The organism is Calothrix anomala FACHB-343 (assembly GCF_014696435.1).
GTDB lineage: Bacteria > Cyanobacteriota > Cyanobacteriia > Cyanobacteriales > Nostocaceae > Aulosira > Aulosira anomala_A.
Map to the genome: position 1 here is coordinate 137007 of NZ_JACJQG010000016.1, position 16707 is coordinate 153713.

Annotated in this window: 16 protein-coding genes and 1 pseudogene; 7 read left to right on the forward strand and 10 right to left on the reverse strand. The window is 42.5% G+C overall.

Annotated elements, in window-relative coordinates:
- The first annotated feature begins 63 nt into the window (after nucleotides 1-63).
- The gene (locus H6G08_RS11730) at nucleotides 64-498 is read left to right on the forward strand and encodes an SRPBCC family protein (protein WP_190542092.1); all 435 of its coding nucleotides are present in this window, start codon (nucleotides 64-66) and stop codon (nucleotides 496-498) included.
- A gap of 2 nt (nucleotides 499-500) precedes the next feature.
- Here the strand turns inward: H6G08_RS11730 and H6G08_RS11735 are convergent, their stop codons facing one another.
- The 5 genes and pseudogenes from H6G08_RS11735 to H6G08_RS11755 form a co-directional block, all read right to left on the reverse strand.
- On the reverse strand, nucleotides 501-719 hold the full coding sequence (locus H6G08_RS11735) for a type II toxin-antitoxin system HicB family antitoxin (RefSeq protein WP_190542095.1): 219 nt from the start codon (nucleotides 717-719) through the stop codon (nucleotides 501-503).
- Nucleotides 712-924, reverse strand: a pseudogene (locus H6G08_RS11740) (type II toxin-antitoxin system HicA family toxin). The gene H6G08_RS11735 and the pseudogene H6G08_RS11740 overlap by 8 nt, the downstream one beginning before the upstream one ends.
- 441 nt (nucleotides 925-1365) lie before the next feature.
- Nucleotides 1366-1605, reverse strand: a complete 240-nt coding sequence (locus H6G08_RS11745; protein ID WP_096642387.1) for a 2Fe-2S iron-sulfur cluster-binding protein — start codon at nucleotides 1603-1605, stop codon at nucleotides 1366-1368.
- Between the two features lie 15 nt (nucleotides 1606-1620).
- Nucleotides 1621-3096, reverse strand: a complete 1476-nt coding sequence (gene cobQ / locus H6G08_RS11750; protein WP_190542098.1) for a cobyric acid synthase CobQ — start codon at nucleotides 3094-3096, stop codon at nucleotides 1621-1623.
- A 486-nt stretch (nucleotides 3097-3582) separates the two neighbouring features.
- A complete protein-coding gene (locus H6G08_RS11755; protein WP_190542100.1) occupies nucleotides 3583-3987 on the reverse strand; it encodes an Npun_F0494 family protein in 405 nt (134 codons plus the stop codon).
- Nucleotides 3988-4202: 215 nt separating this feature from the next.
- On the opposite strand from H6G08_RS11755, the gene H6G08_RS11760 reads away from it, so the two are divergent.
- Nucleotides 4203-4640: a peroxiredoxin gene (locus H6G08_RS11760; protein ID WP_190542104.1), complete on the forward strand. Its 438-nt coding sequence runs from the start codon at nucleotides 4203-4205 to the stop codon at nucleotides 4638-4640.
- A 122-nt stretch (nucleotides 4641-4762) separates the two neighbouring features.
- On the opposite strand, the gene H6G08_RS11765 is transcribed toward H6G08_RS11760, so the two are convergent.
- From H6G08_RS11765 to H6G08_RS11775, 3 genes are all read right to left on the reverse strand, one after another.
- Nucleotides 4763-5158 (reverse strand): hypothetical protein, encoded by a 396-nt coding sequence (locus tag H6G08_RS11765; RefSeq protein WP_190542106.1) that lies wholly within the window; start codon nucleotides 5156-5158, stop codon nucleotides 4763-4765.
- A 45-nt stretch (nucleotides 5159-5203) separates the two neighbouring features.
- Nucleotides 5204-6091: an ABC transporter permease gene (locus tag H6G08_RS11770; RefSeq protein ID WP_190542109.1), complete on the reverse strand. Its 888-nt coding sequence runs from the start codon at nucleotides 6089-6091 to the stop codon at nucleotides 5204-5206.
- Between the two features lie 231 nt (nucleotides 6092-6322).
- Complete coding sequence (locus H6G08_RS11775; RefSeq protein WP_190542113.1) at nucleotides 6323-7342, reverse strand: ABC transporter ATP-binding protein; 1020 nt, start codon at nucleotides 7340-7342, stop codon at nucleotides 6323-6325.
- Nucleotides 7343-7557: 215 nt separating this feature from the next.
- Here H6G08_RS11775 and H6G08_RS11780 point away from each other — a divergent pair, with 215 nt between their 5' ends.
- Nucleotides 7558-8025, forward strand: a complete 468-nt coding sequence (locus H6G08_RS11780) for a VOC family protein (RefSeq protein WP_190542116.1) — start codon at nucleotides 7558-7560, stop codon at nucleotides 8023-8025.
- A gap of 91 nt (nucleotides 8026-8116) precedes the next feature.
- On the opposite strand, the gene H6G08_RS11785 is transcribed toward H6G08_RS11780, so the two are convergent.
- Both H6G08_RS11785 and H6G08_RS11790 read right to left on the reverse strand, forming a co-directional pair.
- Complete coding sequence (locus H6G08_RS11785; RefSeq protein WP_242046133.1) at nucleotides 8117-8617, reverse strand: YcxB family protein; 501 nt, start codon at nucleotides 8615-8617, stop codon at nucleotides 8117-8119.
- A 97-nt stretch (nucleotides 8618-8714) separates the two neighbouring features.
- A complete protein-coding gene (locus tag H6G08_RS11790) occupies nucleotides 8715-10346 on the reverse strand; it encodes a CocE/NonD family hydrolase (RefSeq protein WP_190542119.1) in 1632 nt (543 codons plus the stop codon).
- A gap of 663 nt (nucleotides 10347-11009) precedes the next feature.
- Here H6G08_RS11790 and H6G08_RS11795 point away from each other — a divergent pair.
- The 4 genes from H6G08_RS11795 to H6G08_RS11810 all read left to right on the forward strand — a co-directional run bounded on the left by H6G08_RS11795 (nucleotide 11010) and on the right by H6G08_RS11810 (nucleotide 16537).
- Complete coding sequence (locus H6G08_RS11795) at nucleotides 11010-13181, forward strand: glycoside hydrolase family 10-like protein (protein WP_242046134.1); 2172 nt, start codon at nucleotides 11010-11012, stop codon at nucleotides 13179-13181.
- Nucleotides 13182-13690: 509 nt separating this feature from the next.
- On the forward strand, nucleotides 13691-14104 hold the full coding sequence (locus H6G08_RS11800) for a hypothetical protein (RefSeq protein ID WP_190542122.1): 414 nt from the start codon (nucleotides 13691-13693) through the stop codon (nucleotides 14102-14104).
- A 94-nt stretch (nucleotides 14105-14198) separates the two neighbouring features.
- Entirely contained in the window at nucleotides 14199-15413 is a 1215-nt protein-coding gene (locus tag H6G08_RS11805) for a sigma-70 family RNA polymerase sigma factor (protein WP_190542125.1), read from the forward strand.
- Between the two features lie 5 nt (nucleotides 15414-15418).
- Complete coding sequence (locus H6G08_RS11810; protein ID WP_190542128.1) at nucleotides 15419-16537, forward strand: DUF1822 family protein; 1119 nt, start codon at nucleotides 15419-15421, stop codon at nucleotides 16535-16537.
- Nucleotides 16538-16707 lie beyond the last annotated feature (170 nt).

The following is a 16707-nucleotide window of genomic DNA, read 5'->3' on the forward strand; positions in this document are numbered from 1 at the left end:
CCCGGTAGCTCTCCACGGCGCGAGGACTTTGGTGAAAAAGTAACCAACTGCAGAGGAAGAAAAATGTCAGACTGGTTAGAGCATAGCGTACAGGTAGAAGTAGAGGCTCCGATAGATTTTGTCTGGAGTCTCTGGTCTGACTTGGAACAAATGCCAAAATGGATGAAGTGGATTGATTCGGTGAAGATATCGCCAGAAGATCCAGATATATCTATTTGGAAACTGAGTACTGGCGGTCTAGATTTTAGCTGGAAATCCCGGATTCTCAAAGTAATTCCCAATCAGATTATTCAGTGGGAATCGATTGATGGCTTACCAAATCAAGGGGCGATTCGCTTTTACGATCGCCATAGTAGCAGTATTGTTAAGCTCAGTGTTTCCTATGCCATTCCGGGGATTATTGGCAAAATCATGGATAATTTGTTTTTGGGGCGGGCGGTAGAATCGACAATTCAAGCTGATTTGGAAAGATTTCGAGAATACGCCCTAAAAAGGTAATTTTATGCGGCGTTATAAAATGCTGGTTCTGGAAGCGGATCGCCAGCCGCTTCATAAGCAATAATTAGAGACTCTAATGCTTCAATTCCATTTGCTACTGCTGACTCGTAAGTATCTCCATGAGTCCGCCAGCTTTGTCCTGGAAAATCAGGAAATCCTACCAAAAAGCAATCATCTTCTTCAGACCACTGAATCACCATCTGGTATTTAAGTTTACTCATTTTGGCTGTTACCCTCTACTGACTCAATAGCTTGTTTCACTTCCTTTTCTTGGTAGCGTTTAGCATCCGATCCATCTTTGCCTGAAATCGTAACTTTTCCATGATAGAGGGGATGTATCCAGTTAGTATGACTTCCTTTTCCTGGTAGTTCTGTAAAACCAGCCTAGAGAAGCATTTGTTTGAGTTCTCGAATCTTTTTTGGCATTTTTTTAAGATTTCATTGAGTTATCAAATGCTAGAAAGTTTTCCTCTATTTGGCTATTACATGGGAATACATCTTTGTTGCGCTTTAGATTCACAAGGTTAAATAAATTTAGAAATTCTCTATCTCCAGAAAATTTGTAATAATACCAATTCAAATAATGTTTGCGACAGATAAATTCTTTGTAGGGGCACGGCATCCACAATCTTTATGGCATATCAAATATTTTACTGGTGCCGTGCCCCTACTACCCATCTGTCGCGTTCTTTTTTCAAAATGGTATAATTTGTCAAAATAATATTTACACCAAAATAACCGACGATTGAGGGCAGAAGTTGAGTAGCATTAACTACTAAAGTGCTTGTGTTAAAACACTGTCAGCCTTCACATACCAGATATTTTTGACTTTTTACTGATAGCAATCATGGAGGATGTGACTAACCATTACCAAGTCGGATCGCTAAATAGATTAATAGTTAATTGTTCGCGTCCGGGTGGTATTGCTGTAATACAAGCGCGGATGGTTTCGCCATCTTCTAATTCCACAGTGCAAGCGTGACAAGTCCCCATAAGACAACCAGTGGGGATAAATATCCCCGCCCGATCTGCTACTTCTAAGAGGGGTTCCCCGACTTCCGCATTAACTGTGACATCATCTGGTAAAAATTGGACGCGAACACTCATGAAATAGCAACCTCTCTAGGATAAAAAGAGTGTTAAGTCTAAATGATTTTCAATTTCGCTGGCTAGGGAATCTAAAGTTTGCTCTCGCTGTTCGCGGTAGTTTGCAACACCAGTAGGCAAAGATTTTAAACCCCGTTGTTGACGCAGACGGTTTAACCAAGCGCGTCGCCAAGGCCCGTTATCAAATAGTCCGTGGAGATAAGTACCCCACACTGATTGACAACTATCCACTAACCCTAAGTTAACATCATCAAACAGGGGTTGATAGGCTTGGTTATCTGCTTGCTGTTCAATGCGCGATCGCCCTTGATGTATTTCAAACCCATACACTGGTAAGCCCATTTGCGGGAAATTCGAGCTAACTTGGCGCTGACGGGCGATTTTTTGCCCTGTAATTACAGTTCTGATGGGTAATAAATTTAATCCTTGGTATCTACCGGCTTGTCCTTCTATACCTTCAGGATCGGCAATCATCTGACCTAGCATTTGATAGCCGCCGCAGATGCCTAATACTGTACCACCAGAAGCCGCATAATGTTGGATTGCTTCTGCCATACCGCTTTTTTGCAGTACTATCAAGTCAGCAATTGTGGTTTTTGTACCGGGGATAATGACGGCGTCTGGATGACCTAATTCTTGCTTGGGGTTGAGATATCTTACCGATACGCTGGGTTCTGATTCTAAGGGGTCAAAGTCGGTAAAGTTGGAAATTCTCGGTAAGCGTAGGACTGCGATATCTAGGTCAGCTTGGCTTTTATGAGGTTTTCTTTCTAATAGATTGAGAGAATCTTCTGCGGGTAACATGTGTTCCAAGTAAGGAATCACACCAATTACTGGGATACCCGTCCGGTCTTCTAACCATTGTATACCTGATTCTAAGAGCGATCGCTGTCCTCGGAATTTGTTAATTACTATACCTTTAATTAAATCCCGTTCTTCCTGGTCTAATAACTCTAAAGTCCCAATTACATGGGCAAAAGCACCGCCACGGTCAATATCAACTACGAGTATAGTGGGTGCATTTAAATATTTTGCTACCCGCATGTTTGTTAAATCGCGGTGCTTGAGGTTAATTTCCGCAGGACTGCCAGCACCTTCACAAACTAATATGTCAAATTCTGTGCCTAAATGTTGTAGGGATTCTTCGATTGTGCGCCAACCAAGCTCAAAATATTGCTCGTAGTAATCTGCGGCGCTGACTTTACCTACAGGCCTACCTTTGAGAATGACTTGGGAGGTCATATCACCTTGGGGTTTGAGTAAAATTGGATTCATTTCCACCCAAGGGACAACTCCCGCCGCCCATGCTTGGACTGCTTGGGCGTAGCCAATTTCGCCACCGCTAGCAGTAACATAAGCATTTAAAGCCATATTTTGACCTTTAAAGGGGGCAACTCGCCAGCCACGCCGCGATAAAATGCGACAAATCGCTGTAGTTATCAATGATTTCCCTGCATGGGATGTTGTCCCCACAACCATAATTGATTTCATAATGACTTTCGGTTTTGCAATATAAGGGGCAGAATTTGTAGGTTGAACGGTAATTTGACAATTCACTTGTCAACATTTAACAAGCCAGGGAGTTGATATCAGCAAAGAAGATAGAGGTGTTGAGTCACTAACACCAGAGTATACCTTAGTGCTGATGATATCCTCTGTTACCCCATATCTATTGGTTAATCCGTACCTTCACTGTACGCACTCAATTAGAGGCTAATGATAAAGGCTTTATAAATGGGGTCGATGCTTGCGTATATATTGTTCCCTTTTAGTTGCTGATGCTAACTTTTTGATTGGGGCATGGGGCATGGGGCATGGGGCATTGTGTAAGAGTCAACTGTCAACTGTCAACAATATTCTTCTGCCATGAGGATTTTCAATCTAGTCCCTCATAGGAAAAACACATAACCAAACATGAAAATCTCTAGCCCCTAGTCCCTAGCCCCTAGTCCCTAGCCCCTAGTCCCTATTTTCAATCTAAAAAGGTAATCTTAACCAACGGGCGATCGCATTTTGTAAGCGATCGCTGAATGAAGGGTTAGGCCAAGTTTGATTTTGGTATTTTTCGGCTAACTTTTGCCCTAGAGGTGTGAGGCGGTAACTGTCTGTGATTCCTTGTCCATCAACTTCGCGGCGCAATACACCTACTTGAATTAGCCAATCTAAGGCGTTATCGCAGGCTAATTCTGATAAAAAACGTTTGCTGTAGTTATTTTTGATGCCATTATTTTGAGCGATCGCACCCAATGATATGCTTTTTTGTTGCATTGCCGCCAATAAAGCTGGATTGAAGGGAGAACAAATTAGCGATCGCTCGGCGCGTTCTACAGTAGTTTGAGGATAAGCAAAGGTTTTTGGGGTTGGATAATTAGCAGCAGGCATTTTGAATTGGGGGATTGTGTGATGGGCAAAGGTCAACAGTCAACGGTCAACAGTCAACGGTCAACGGTCAACAGTCAAGAAATTTTAGGCTGTGAACTATAGACTTTTGACTATGGACTCTTGACTATGGACTTTTGACTAGTAATTAACTTAATTATTGTAAATTATTGTAAAATTTCAAATGCCCCAACAATCTCAAACAGGGAAGGTTCATTATGCCTCTAGCAGTCGGTACCGATGCACCTGCTTTTACCGCCAAAGATACTAACGGCAACACTGTCTCTTTATCTGATTTTGCTGGTAAGACAGTAGTTTTATATTTTTACCCTAAAGATGATACCCCAGGCTGTACCAAACAAGCTTGTAGCTTCCGGGATGCCCAAGAGAATTATCAAGGTAAGGATGTTGTAGTACTAGGAGTGAGTGCAGATGATGAAGCTTCTCATCAAGCGTTCACTAGCAAATATAATCTGAATTTTCCTTTACTGGCTGACACCGATAAAAGCCTAATTCAGGCATACGATGTTGATGGTGGTGGTTACGCTAAACGTGTAACCTATGTCATTGATCCCAATGGCAAAATTATTCACGTTGACGCCAGCGTTAATACAGCAACTCATGCCAGTGATGTTTTAGCTGCTCTGGGGCTATAACAATTTTCCTTTAGAAAATACCCCAATTATAGGGGCACGGTAGAGAAAGATTTTTGTGTTTGACAGAAATCTCCTCTATTCCGTGCCCCTAATTAGTGAGTAATTGATGTTTTGGGATTCCTTTAGTTTTTTTCTGGCACTAAGGGCTGTACTGTATTTTCTGGCAGTCTGATAATCGGTGAATTTTGGGATGCAGTGCCTACGTTACCGCCATTTTGAATTGCTTGTTGTTGTCTTTGTTTAAAGAGGAGAGCGGCTTCGTCTAATTGTTGGTTTTGCTGTTCGGCATTCCAATTCAAGGTGCCAAAATTTGCCTGATGTATCAGGTTGAACATGTTGAACTCTGTACCACCGTTACGAGAGAATGGATCGCCATTATTCTGATTAGGATCGCTGTTGGTGGAATCAATTGTACCGAGTTGAGCGAAGGTAGGTTGAGCGACAAAGAAAGCGGAGAAGCTAACGCCTGCGACAGTAGCAAGAGCGATTTTTGTCAGGGTGAGAAACATTTTTTCCATGAGGTTTTTACCCTAAAGTTATTGCAAGTGAATCATGCTTATATATTAAGCAAGAGTTCGTCTTAGTTGGGGTTGAATACTTAATAAAGCGACGACAGCGAAGCCAAGCAATATTAGTAAAGCGCCACCAAAGGTAACAGCACCCCAAGGAGCTTGCATGACTACGCTACCTAATCCCCAATTGCTATGAAGATACAGATAGCGGATTGGTTCAATAGCGTAACTCAGAGGGTTAAGAGTGGCAACTACCTGCAACCACTGGGGCATGAAGGATAATGGTGCTAAAGCCGTACTGGCAAATAATAGCGGTAGGTTGGTGACAAAAATTACGGCGATGAGTTCAATGTGTCCTGGGAGAGCAAAGGCCAAGCCGAGAGAGATAGCGGTGACACCCAAAGCCAAAAGAAAGACAATTAAGGCGATCGCACCTAACCCAGCTACATCGGGTAAACCTGCGCCTAAAAATGCGGCTGCTGCCACAATTACCGCCGCTTGCAGTAAACTTTGGCTGATAATAAAGATTGCGGAAGCAAAGACAATCGAAAACCGCGATGCTAAAGGTGCTACCAGTAAGCGGTTTAAAAAGCCAAACTCCCGGTCAAACATTACAGGCAATCCAGCATTTAAGGCTCCGGCAAATGCTGTAAAAACAATTACACCAGCAGCTAAAAATTGACCGTAATTTGTCGTACTGCCAAAAAGTCCTTTGGGAGCATTTTGGAATAATGCGCCAAACAGCACCAGCCACATGACAGGCTGAACAATTCCCGCCGCCAAAGTTGAGGGACGGCGTTGCAATTGAATAAACAAGCGACGAGTTAAAGCTAAAGTCTCTTGAACTACTTCACCAAAAAAATTAGGTTTAGCATCCGCGTAACCTTGCGGTGATGTGGCTGGTTGCCAATTTATCTCAGATTTAGGAGTAACGCTCATAATTTGTCATTTGTCATTTGTCATTTGTCATTTGTCATTTGTCATGGGGCATGGGGCATGGGGCATGGGGCATGGGGCATTGAAACAATTTTGGATTTTGGATTTTAGATTGAAATCCAAAAGACGCTCGCGGACTCGCTAACGCTGCGCTATCGCAAATCTAAAATCTAAAATTTCTTGTCCCCCTTGTCCTCCTTGTCCCCCTTGTCTTCCTTGTCTTCCTTCCAGTCTTTATCTCATATTTTGCTTTTTCTCGGCTTTGGGATCGCGATTGGCTACTGCTGCGAGTTCTGCATCCATTAAGGTGCGTCCGGTGGCGGCGAGGTAGACATCATCTAAGCTGGGGCGAGATTGAGCTATGCCGAAAATGGGTAAGCCTGCTGTATTTAGGGCTTGCTGAATGGTAATTAGGGCGTCATTTTGCGGTGTTACCACTAAGTTTAGGGAATTACCTTGAGCGCTGTTAATAATTACTTCCTGCACTAATGGCAAAGTTTGCAGCAGGTGTTTGGCTTTTTCGGCTTCTTCGATGGGGGAGAATTCGCGGATGCGCAAAGTAATGCGATCGCCTCCGACGCGATCTTTTAATTGTGATGGCGTACCTGATGCAATCACCACACCGCGATCGATAATCGCCACGCGATCGGCTAGGGCGTCAATTTCTTCTAAATAATGGCTAGTAATTAATACTGTGGTTCCGGAGGCGCGTAACTTCCGCAAAAATTCCCAGACGATAAAGCGGCTTTCGATATCCAGCCCTACTGTTGGTTCATCTAACACCAACACATCTGGGGCGTGAAGCAATCCCGCCGCTAAATCTAGGCGTTTGCGTAATCCGCCTGAATAAGTTCCTGTTTTTTTATCAGCATATTCTTGCAAATTGAGTAAATCTAATACTGTCTCAATTCGCTGTTTCGCGATCGCTTTGGGGAGGTGATAAAGCGCAGCTTGCAGTTGCAGCAGTTCTCTACCAGTCAGCACCTTATCTAAAGCGACTTCTTGAGCCACATAACCAAGCTTTTGTCTGGCTACTTTGGGGTTAGCTAACACCGAAATTCCAGATACTTCGATTTTGCCAGCATCCGGGGTGGTGAGCGTACACAAAGCACGCAGAGTAGTAGTTTTGCCAGCGCCATTGGGGCCAAGCAAGCCAAAGATTTCTCCTGATTCTACAGTCAAGGTGACATCTTTGACGGCTTCAACCGTGCCATAGCGCTTTTGCAGATTTTCAATTAAAACGGCGGGAGCCATGACAGCTAATCCCCAACGATACAAATCTCAACAAAGTCTATATATATTGTAGTTGAGGAGTGCCAGTTAAATAGTTGAATGAGAACATCCTACCAATCCGAGCATTGAGGTATGTCTTGATGTTTTTATATGCAGTACAGTCAAGGTAGAAGTTTTGCGCATTTGGGATGCCTAGCAATTAAACTTCTATCTTTGTAAAAAAAGTTGATTCTGCCATGCTATCTAACTCCTGTACAAAAAGTGTCCTGGCTCCAGGTATTTTACGGAAAGTACACCACATTGCACTCAACGTTAAGGATATGCAAGCTTCCCGACATTTTTACGGGACTATTTTAGGATTGCACGAACTCACAGGTGATGAAGTACCCGCCACATTAGTTGAACTTGTCGCCGCCGGGAAGGTAGCTAATTTTATTACTCCCGATGGCACAATTATTGATTTGTTTGGCGAACCAGAATTATCACCGCCAGATCCCAATCCAGAAAAGACTTTTACTAGAGCTTATCATTTAGCTTTTGACATTGAGCCGCAGTTGTTCGATCAAGCTGTAGCAGTAATCAAAGATAATCAAATTGCGATCGCACACGGCCCTGTTACTCGTCCTACAGGTAGAGGTGTCTACTTTTACGATCCTGATGGTTTCATGGTTGAAATTCGTTGCGATCCCGAAGATAGTCAATAGTCATTTGTTAGAGACGCGATAAATCGCGTCTGTACAATTGTCATTTTCAATGCCCAATGCCCCATGCCCCATGCCCCATGCCCAATTCCCATCACCATAATTTAATTAACTGTTTACCTTCTAAAAATAAATCAAATCTGTGCATATCTTTTTCTGACTCGAAGGCGGCTATCGGCAAGTAGTGAAATTGTGCTTTTGTTATATATAGAAAATAAAATTCACCTTTTTTAACTACTTTTATAAAATGCTCATATCTGAGTTTGGTGATACTACCATCTTCAAAAAATATGGCGATAAAATTTTCATCCATTTCGCAATATCTGTTTTGAAAATTTAAGGCAGAAGTTCTTCCTTCTAGACGTAACCAATAAGGTACAGAGAGCATGTAAGCTAGGAATCCCAAGAAATATAATAACCACCAACTAAATTTTTGTTGGATGATGGACAAAATAATATCTATAACGGCTAAAACTGAAAATAGAATTAAGAAAAATTTCATCCGTTTATAATAATCAACGGCAATAATTCCTCTTAGTTCTTTAGGCGATATTTGAAATTGCTTGGTTTTAATTAGCATAATGTTATTAGTCATTAGTCATTAGTCAGAGACGCGATGAATCGCGTCTGTACAATTGTCCCCCTTCCCTTGTCTTCCTTGTCACCCTTGTCCTCCTTCCCTTCTCTAGCTCCTAGTTGGGCGCAACTACAGGTAATAAAAGTTGAGAATTCGTCTCACCTCCACAACGGATTGTTAAGGTAATAATTTGAGCATTCAGCAAACCTTCGCTATTAATTACTGCGCCAGTTCCAGAGTTCATGGGGTAGGCGGGAAAACAAGCTGCACTCAAACTCAAGCGCAAAGCATGACCTTGAGGGATACGGGCACAAGTCGCTTGCAGTTGCATTTTCAACGGTGCGGGATTTGTGCCGATTGGACAATGTATATAACCTTGGGTTAAATTATATACCTTTCCATCAGGATGAACCTCAGAGAGGATGGCGCACAAATCGTAACTTGCTCGATCGGCGCTACAAAAGATTTCTAGGATGATATCTCCGGCTATATGTAAGTCTGCTGCAAGGGGTTCGGTAGTGTAGGTTAATACATCGGCACGTAAATCTAAATGCGATCGCTCAAATACTCCGGCTGGTATCGCTGCATGACCGCCTAAAGCGGGAACCGGTCGCCAAGGATCGTGAACTAATACATCGGAATTTTGGCTATGAGATTGACGATTGGCGGTGAGGCTTCCGGAATCTTCGCGGATGCTGGCTAAACCAGTTGTTGACAAGTAATAGAATTTTTGGTTTGATACTTTTAAGCTAGGAAAATTGCGCCAAATATTGCTTCCCATTTCAAATAAGCACACAGGTTCTTCTTGCAGTAAACCTGTATCGATATCTTTAAGAAATTGATTGAACCAGCGAATTTGCATTATATCTACAGGGCTAGCTGCATTCAATCCGAAGTCAGCATCACCAACTTTTCGACCCCAAGGTAAATGCGCCCAAGGCCCGACTAAGAGATGTTGGGGCGTGCTACGGGCTGCCATATCGTCATATAACTGTAGAGTTCCCCGCAGGTAAGTATCAAACCAGCCGCCAATGTGAAACATGGGCAAATCAACAGATCGTAAGTGGCGTTTGGGTGAAAGTTCTTGCCAGTAAGCTGCGTCTTCTTGAGAATTAGCTAGCCAATCGTGATAAAAAGATTCTGGGGCGAGAGATTGGAGAATTTCGGGATTATTTACAGGAAGATTACGAGAAAGAGCAAATAATGCTTGATAGACTACTTTATCTTGACGCAACCGGGCGGTTTCCGTTACTAATTGAATTGCCCATGCTAGATTTGTTTGCAAACAGAATGCGCCGCCTTCATAAGCCCAATCTGCATATAAATCATAGCCAATCATTGCCGGACATATTGTTTTTAAAGCGGCTGGTTGGTTGACTGCGGCATATAGTTGCGTCATTCCTTGATAGGAAAAGCCATACATCCCCACCTTACCATTACTTTGGGGAAGGCTCGCCGCCCAATTTACCGTGTCTTCACCGTCGGTAATTTCATGACTAAATAATTTAAATTCTCCCTCAGAACTGCCTCTTCCCCGGACATCTTGAATCACGACGATGTAACCTTGGGCTGCATACCAAGTAGGATGAGCATATACTACAGTAGATGCGATCGCTCTACCATAAGGTTGTCTCATTAATAATATCGGAAACTCCCCCTCCCCATCGGGACGGTAAATATCTGCATCTAAGCGTGTGCCATCACGGGTTTGCATTGATGCTGTTTGCTTGGGAAGAACTGTAAACATAGGAGGAAGGGGGTTAACAATTCAAAATTCAAAATTCAAAATTCAAAATTAAAGACATTTTCAGTCTGGGTATAAATCCCCGTCTGAAAATGATACTACGTATAGACGTAGGTGTCTTAAACCCTGTTATTTACGATAAGGGGGACAAGGAATTTTAGATTTTAGATTTGCGATGGGTGGATTCAAATCTAAAATTTAAAATCCAAAATTGTTTCAATGCCCAATGCCCAATGCCCAATGCCCATTGTCTATTTTTCTAGTTGTTGTCGACGAAGTTGACAAAAGTAGGAGATTTTGGCACTAATTACCTGTTGATGGCGTCAATTATCTCACTAAGCTCTACTGCATCAGATTTTCTGATGCAGTAATTTTATAGGAAAAAGCTAGGTTCAAAACCTCGCCCCTAGTGGGCGAAAGAATCCTTGTTTCCCAAGGTAGGTAGAAACCCCAACGCCAGTTCTCTCAAGTCGGGACACCCGCCCACGAGACTGGCTCCCCCTTGTGGGTGGCTGTCTTTAATTTTGAATTTTGAATTTTGAATTTTGAATTTTGAATTGATTCATGTTTGGATTGTCGGGAATTTTTAGCAAGCTGATTTAGATGATAATGGTAAATTACATTCGCAATAAAGGTATAAAAATTTTTAGCTTGCTAAGTAAGCTAATGTCTTTTATTATGCAATTTTCTTTTATTTATAGACTTTCGCGCTTAATTAAGCGATCGCTGTTGATTCTCTTTGCATTATCATTTGCTACAGTATTGCTGCTCAATCACCTCACCCCAGTAGCAGCGCAAATTTCGCCGTCACCCCAGGAAGAAATTCGCGGGGTATGGCTAACTAATAATGATTTTGACATTTTGAGCGATCGCGCGAAACTGCAAAACACCATTACAGAACTACGTCGCTTGAACTTTAACACCATTTATCCCCTAGTTTGGAATGATGGTTATACAAAATATCCCAGCGCTGTAGCTCGACGCGCAGGTATTCCCTTTTATTTTAAAGGTAAAGAAGGGCAAGACATAATTGCAGACATCGTTAATCAAGCCCGTAGTCAAGGAGTACTCGCTATTCCTTGGTTTGAGTTTGGTTTCATGGCTCCCCTAACTTCCGAACTCGCCGCAAATCATCCCGATTGGCTGACGCAAAAGCAAGATGGAACCCAAACTTCTATTAGCGCTGCGGGTGAAGTCGCTTGGCTGAATCCCTTTCACCCAGAAGTGCAACAATTTATTACTGATTTGGTATTAGAAATTATCACCCAGTATAACGCTGATGGCATTCAATTTGACGACCACATGAGTTTACCGGTTGATTTTGGCTACGATAAATACACAATCAACTTATATACTCAAGAAACTGGTAGCCCACCGCCACCAAATCCCCACGCCCAAGCTTGGAAGCAATGGCGTGCAGATAAAATCACTGCTTTTATGATGCAGCTAAATCGAGCAGTGAAAGCGAGAAAACCCAATGCAATTTTCTCTGTATCTCCCAATTACTACGATTTTGCTTATAAATATCAACTCCAAGATTGGCTGAACTGGGTAAGGTTGGGTGTAGTTGATGAGTTAATTGTCCAGCTTTATCGTAACGATTTGGATAGTTTTAATAGTAAACTCACCAGCCCAGAAATTATAGAAACTCAACAATTAATTCCGACTGGTGTTGGTATTATGACAGGCTTGAGAAATCGCCCAGTTTCTATACAACAAATTCAATCTCAAGTACGGGCGGCACAACAACGGGGTTTAGGTGTAACCTTTTTCTATTATGAAAGTCTGTGGGATTATGGACAAGAACCAGTAGCCCAACGCCAAGCAGGTTTTCAAGAAATTTTCCCCAATCCGGTTGTGCGGGATACTTCTCAGGTGATTGCGCGTAAGCCTAGCTTTAATAGTATATCTGTTCCTTTATATACTAAAGGTTCCGTTGGGCAACGGGGACGCGGTTATTTTATGGAAGTATCTGTTGCTGGGGGTCAACCAAAACGGGTGTTAATCGATACAAATTCTGCTGGGTTGAGAGTTCCGCCGGCATTTCTCGGTAATGCGCCTATCAATAGAACAGGTCAAATTATCAAAGAAGTTCTCAGTGATGGCACTGTTTTAGAAGGTGAATTAGCTTACACTATTATGCAGATTGGTTTGATCCCTACAGATGAACCTATCCCTGTACAAATTGTTACCAGTCGTCAATGTCTGCCGCAAAAACCGAATTGTTCTGCAAAAAGCGGTGGAGCATTTTCTGGTATTATTGGCGTCAACTATGGCGAAGCTGTACTTCCCTATAATCCTTTGCGGAAACTCCCAGGAAATCTCAGTAGCGGATTGATTATTAGTGGTAATGGTGGCGGTAAAAATAACGGTAATTTAATTCTGGGTTTAACCGCTAATAATCGCGAAGGTTTTAGCATGGTTCCCTTAAGTCAACAACCTGGGATTAATGATATACCGGGTAATAGATGGAACTCGCAACTGAATGGAGTTTGTTTAACTATTGCCGGGACTGCTGTAAAAAATGCCTGCAATAGTATTATGGTTGCGGATACAGGAGTAATTAATGCTGCGACAGAATTACAATCTGCTGCTCTTATGGGTAAGCTGAAACCTGGAAGATTGCGTCCGGAAAATGCTGTGAAGGTGACAATTCCGGGAATTTTTGACTACAGTGTCAAACCAGGAAATCGCGACGGATTTAATGTCTGGAGCGTGAATATTAACCCTAAGGCGGAAAATCCTGTAGTTTTAAATCCGGGAATTGGATTTTTTGACAAATACGATGTATTGTTTGATCCGGTAAATGGACAACAGGGTTTTCGCAGTCGCAGGTAAAGGGACTTGCAGCTAAATGGATAACTTGTTGACGGTTGACGGTTGACGGTTGACTGTCAACAGCGCTGACGATGGATTGTGCAACTTACAGCAGTTTTCACCTATTTAAACCACATCTGTCGTAGGGGCACGGCATCGACAATCTTTTGGTATATACAATAATTTTACTGGTGCCGTGCCCCTACAGCGTGGTCTATTTACAGGAAGATGCTGTAAAAATATTCCAATCATAAACTTACCAAACCCCCAACTCGTAGGGGCGGGGTAACCCCGCATAGGTGTCAATTTAACGTGAAAGGCTTTGTTGCTCAAGATATTCGATCCCCCTAAATCCCCCTTAAAAAGGGGGACTTTGATTCTTTTCCCCCCTTTTTTAAGGGGGGTTAGGGGGGATCGAAAGTTTATGATGCAAAGAGAGAGAACCCCAAATACTTACGCTGTATCCATCTAAGCTTAAATTGACACTAATGGGGGTTACCCCGCCCCTACAATTTGGGATAATTTATTTTTTGGAGTTCCCTTATCCTGAGGCTCCGCCTCAATTTATCAGAAGACGAGGCGGAGCCTCGCAATACGCATTTCCAGCCGGAGGCTGGAAACGAGATATTACAATCAATGTTGTGTTGATTGCAATCAATGTTGTGTTGATTCGCGTCAATGTTGTGTTGATTGCAATCAATGTTATGTTGATTGTCGTCAATGTTGTGTTGATTGCAATCAATGTTGTGTTGATTCGTGTCAATGTTGTGTTGATTGCAATCAATGTTGTGTTGATTCGCGTCAATGTTGTGTTGATTGCAATCAATGTTGTGTTGATCGCAATCGATATCAAGGTGTCATGTCTCAGACAAGGGACTCCGCGCCGATTGCATCAAAGTGCGATCGCATTATTATACCAATTCTCTGTTGACAAACCAAAATAACGAAAAAGTTGATGATTATGTCAGAAATTGATATTCTGCACAGAGGATTAATTTCATATCAGTATCTTAAGCTTACTTAGCAATTGATTAATTTATGCGCTCTCGGCAAAGCATACCGGAAATGTTTGCAACTTTCCTGCAATTTGAGGCAGAACGCTTTAATGGTTGGGTATATGATGCCAAACTGCGGCGCAATATGCAAAATCTTTTATTAAAGATATCACATACAAACACATCAGAGAATTTTTGGGCGGTTTACTGGCACAAGGTTTGGCAAACTCAGCCAAATTCCTTGGCGCTGGGACATTTATCTGCTTATTTGCAAGAAACTTGTTATTGGGCTGTCAATAAAACTATTCCTCAATTTGCTAGTATACACAGCAATTTAGCTGACTGTTTTCAAATTGCGATCGCTCAAGTACCAAAAATCCTCAAAGGCTGCGATCCCGAACAAAAAGCTAGTCTCAAAAGTTATAGTCATGTCGCTTTTGCCAATATTATCCGCGATGCTTTGCGTCAACAGCAAGAAATTGATTACGCTAACGATTGGGCTTTATTGCTGAAACTCAGCCGCAAGCGACTTGTGGAAGCTTTGCAATCTGCTGGGCTAAGTGATGAGACAATCGGGCGTTACTTGTTGGCTTGGAAATGTTTTAGCGATGGTTATATTCTCAGTAAATCACCAAATGCCCGCAAGTTACAAAGACCTGATGACCAAACTTGGGAAATTATTGCTCAATTTTACAACCGCGATCGCTTAACTCAACTTAACCCCCCAGCCCCAGAATCTTCTCCGCAAAGTTTGGAGAAGTGGTTGATTTTGTGCGCCAAATATGCTAGAGCTTATTTATATCCGGCGATCTCTTCACTTAACGCACCGAAAGTCGGACAGGCAGAAAGTGAATTACAAGATGATTTACCAGATAATAGCGAGCATGATTCCTTATTAGAAAACCTCATCGCTGTTGAAGAAGCGGAAACCCAGAAAAATCAACAGCAAGAAATTCACAATTTGTTAACTAATACTTTGGTAAACTTGCCAGCGCGATCGCAGGAATTATTGCAACTATATTATCAGCAGGGATTAACCCAACAACAAATTGCTCAAACCCTGGAAATCCAACAATACCAGGTTTCGCGCCAATTAACCAAGGCGAGAGAATCTTTACTGTTAGCAATTACCAAATGGAGTCAACAAACAGTGCATATTTCTGTGACTTCCAACGTGGTTAAACATATTAGTGCTGTATTAGAGGAGTGGTTACAGCATTACTTCGCTAATGTGCTAAACCACGCCTCAAAGGAGTAATCGCGATGTCATCCTTCTGTGTTCCGCCGACTCAACTATGGTTAGAAGTTTCGCCAGAAATGCAAAACCAAGCTTGGCAGCAAAGTCAATCTTATCTTAGTGCTGATGGGCGTTGGAATGCCTTTCTCAATCAAGTTTGCGCGAGTAGCTTTTTACCTTGGTTACAAACCGAGTACGCCCCAGAAGCGACTATTGATAACCAAGTGGGTAATTGGGAATATGTCAATGGTGCGGCGATAAGTTTAGATACAAAGCGCCTGATTTTGATTCCCGATAAAAATTTAGAAACTAGCGACTTTCACGTACCCCAGGAATGGATAGATATTCCCCAATGGGCTGGAGATTATTATTTAGCAGTACAAGTCAATCCTGATGGAGAATGGCTGAGAATTTGGGGTTATACCACCCACGAACAATTGAAAACTCAAGGTAAATATGATGCGCAAACGCGGAGTTACTATTTAGATAGTCAGCAAATGGTGGAAGATTTGACTGTGTTGTGGGTAGTGCATCAACTCAATCCCCAAGAACAAACCCAAACAGCTATATTACCTTTACCAAATTTATCAGCTACTCAAACAGAAAACCTTTGGCAAAGGTTAAAAAGTCCCACCATTACCCAGCCGCGCCTAGAATTACCCTTTGAAATTTGGGGAGCATTATTAACAAGTCAAAAACCAGCGCCGCTCAATTTGCGTCACTGGTTGCAAAATATTGTCACTGAAAGTTGGCAGACAATTGAAACAATTCTCGGTACACAACCAGATTTCGCCTTTAGCTTTCGCCAAGTCAGCGACACCAACGAACAGCTAATTCAACGTATCAAGGTAATTGAATTACCCGATAATAATTTACCAGTCTTTTTGATGTTGAGTTTAGCCGCAGAAACAGACGGTAGAGTCAGCATCCGCATTCAATTATTCCCCAGCGATCGCAATTTTTATCTTCCTAGAAATATTAAACTGGCATTAATTGCGGCATCAGGAGAAGTTGTACAATCAGTACAAGCAAGAGAAGCAGATAACTCAATTCAACTTAAACGCTTTCGCTGTCCTGAAAACACACGCTTTACTATTCAAGTAAGTTTAGACGAGTTCGTTTTTACAGAAGAGTGTGTTGGATAGGAATTGGGCATTGGGCATTGGGCATTGGGCATTGGGCATTGGGCATTTGTCAGAGACGCGATGAATCGCGTCTGTACAATTGTCCCCCTGCTCCCTGCTCCCTGCCCCCTGCTCCCTGCCTCCTGCCCCCTGCCCCCTGCCCCCTGCTCCCTGCTCCCTGCCCCCTGCCC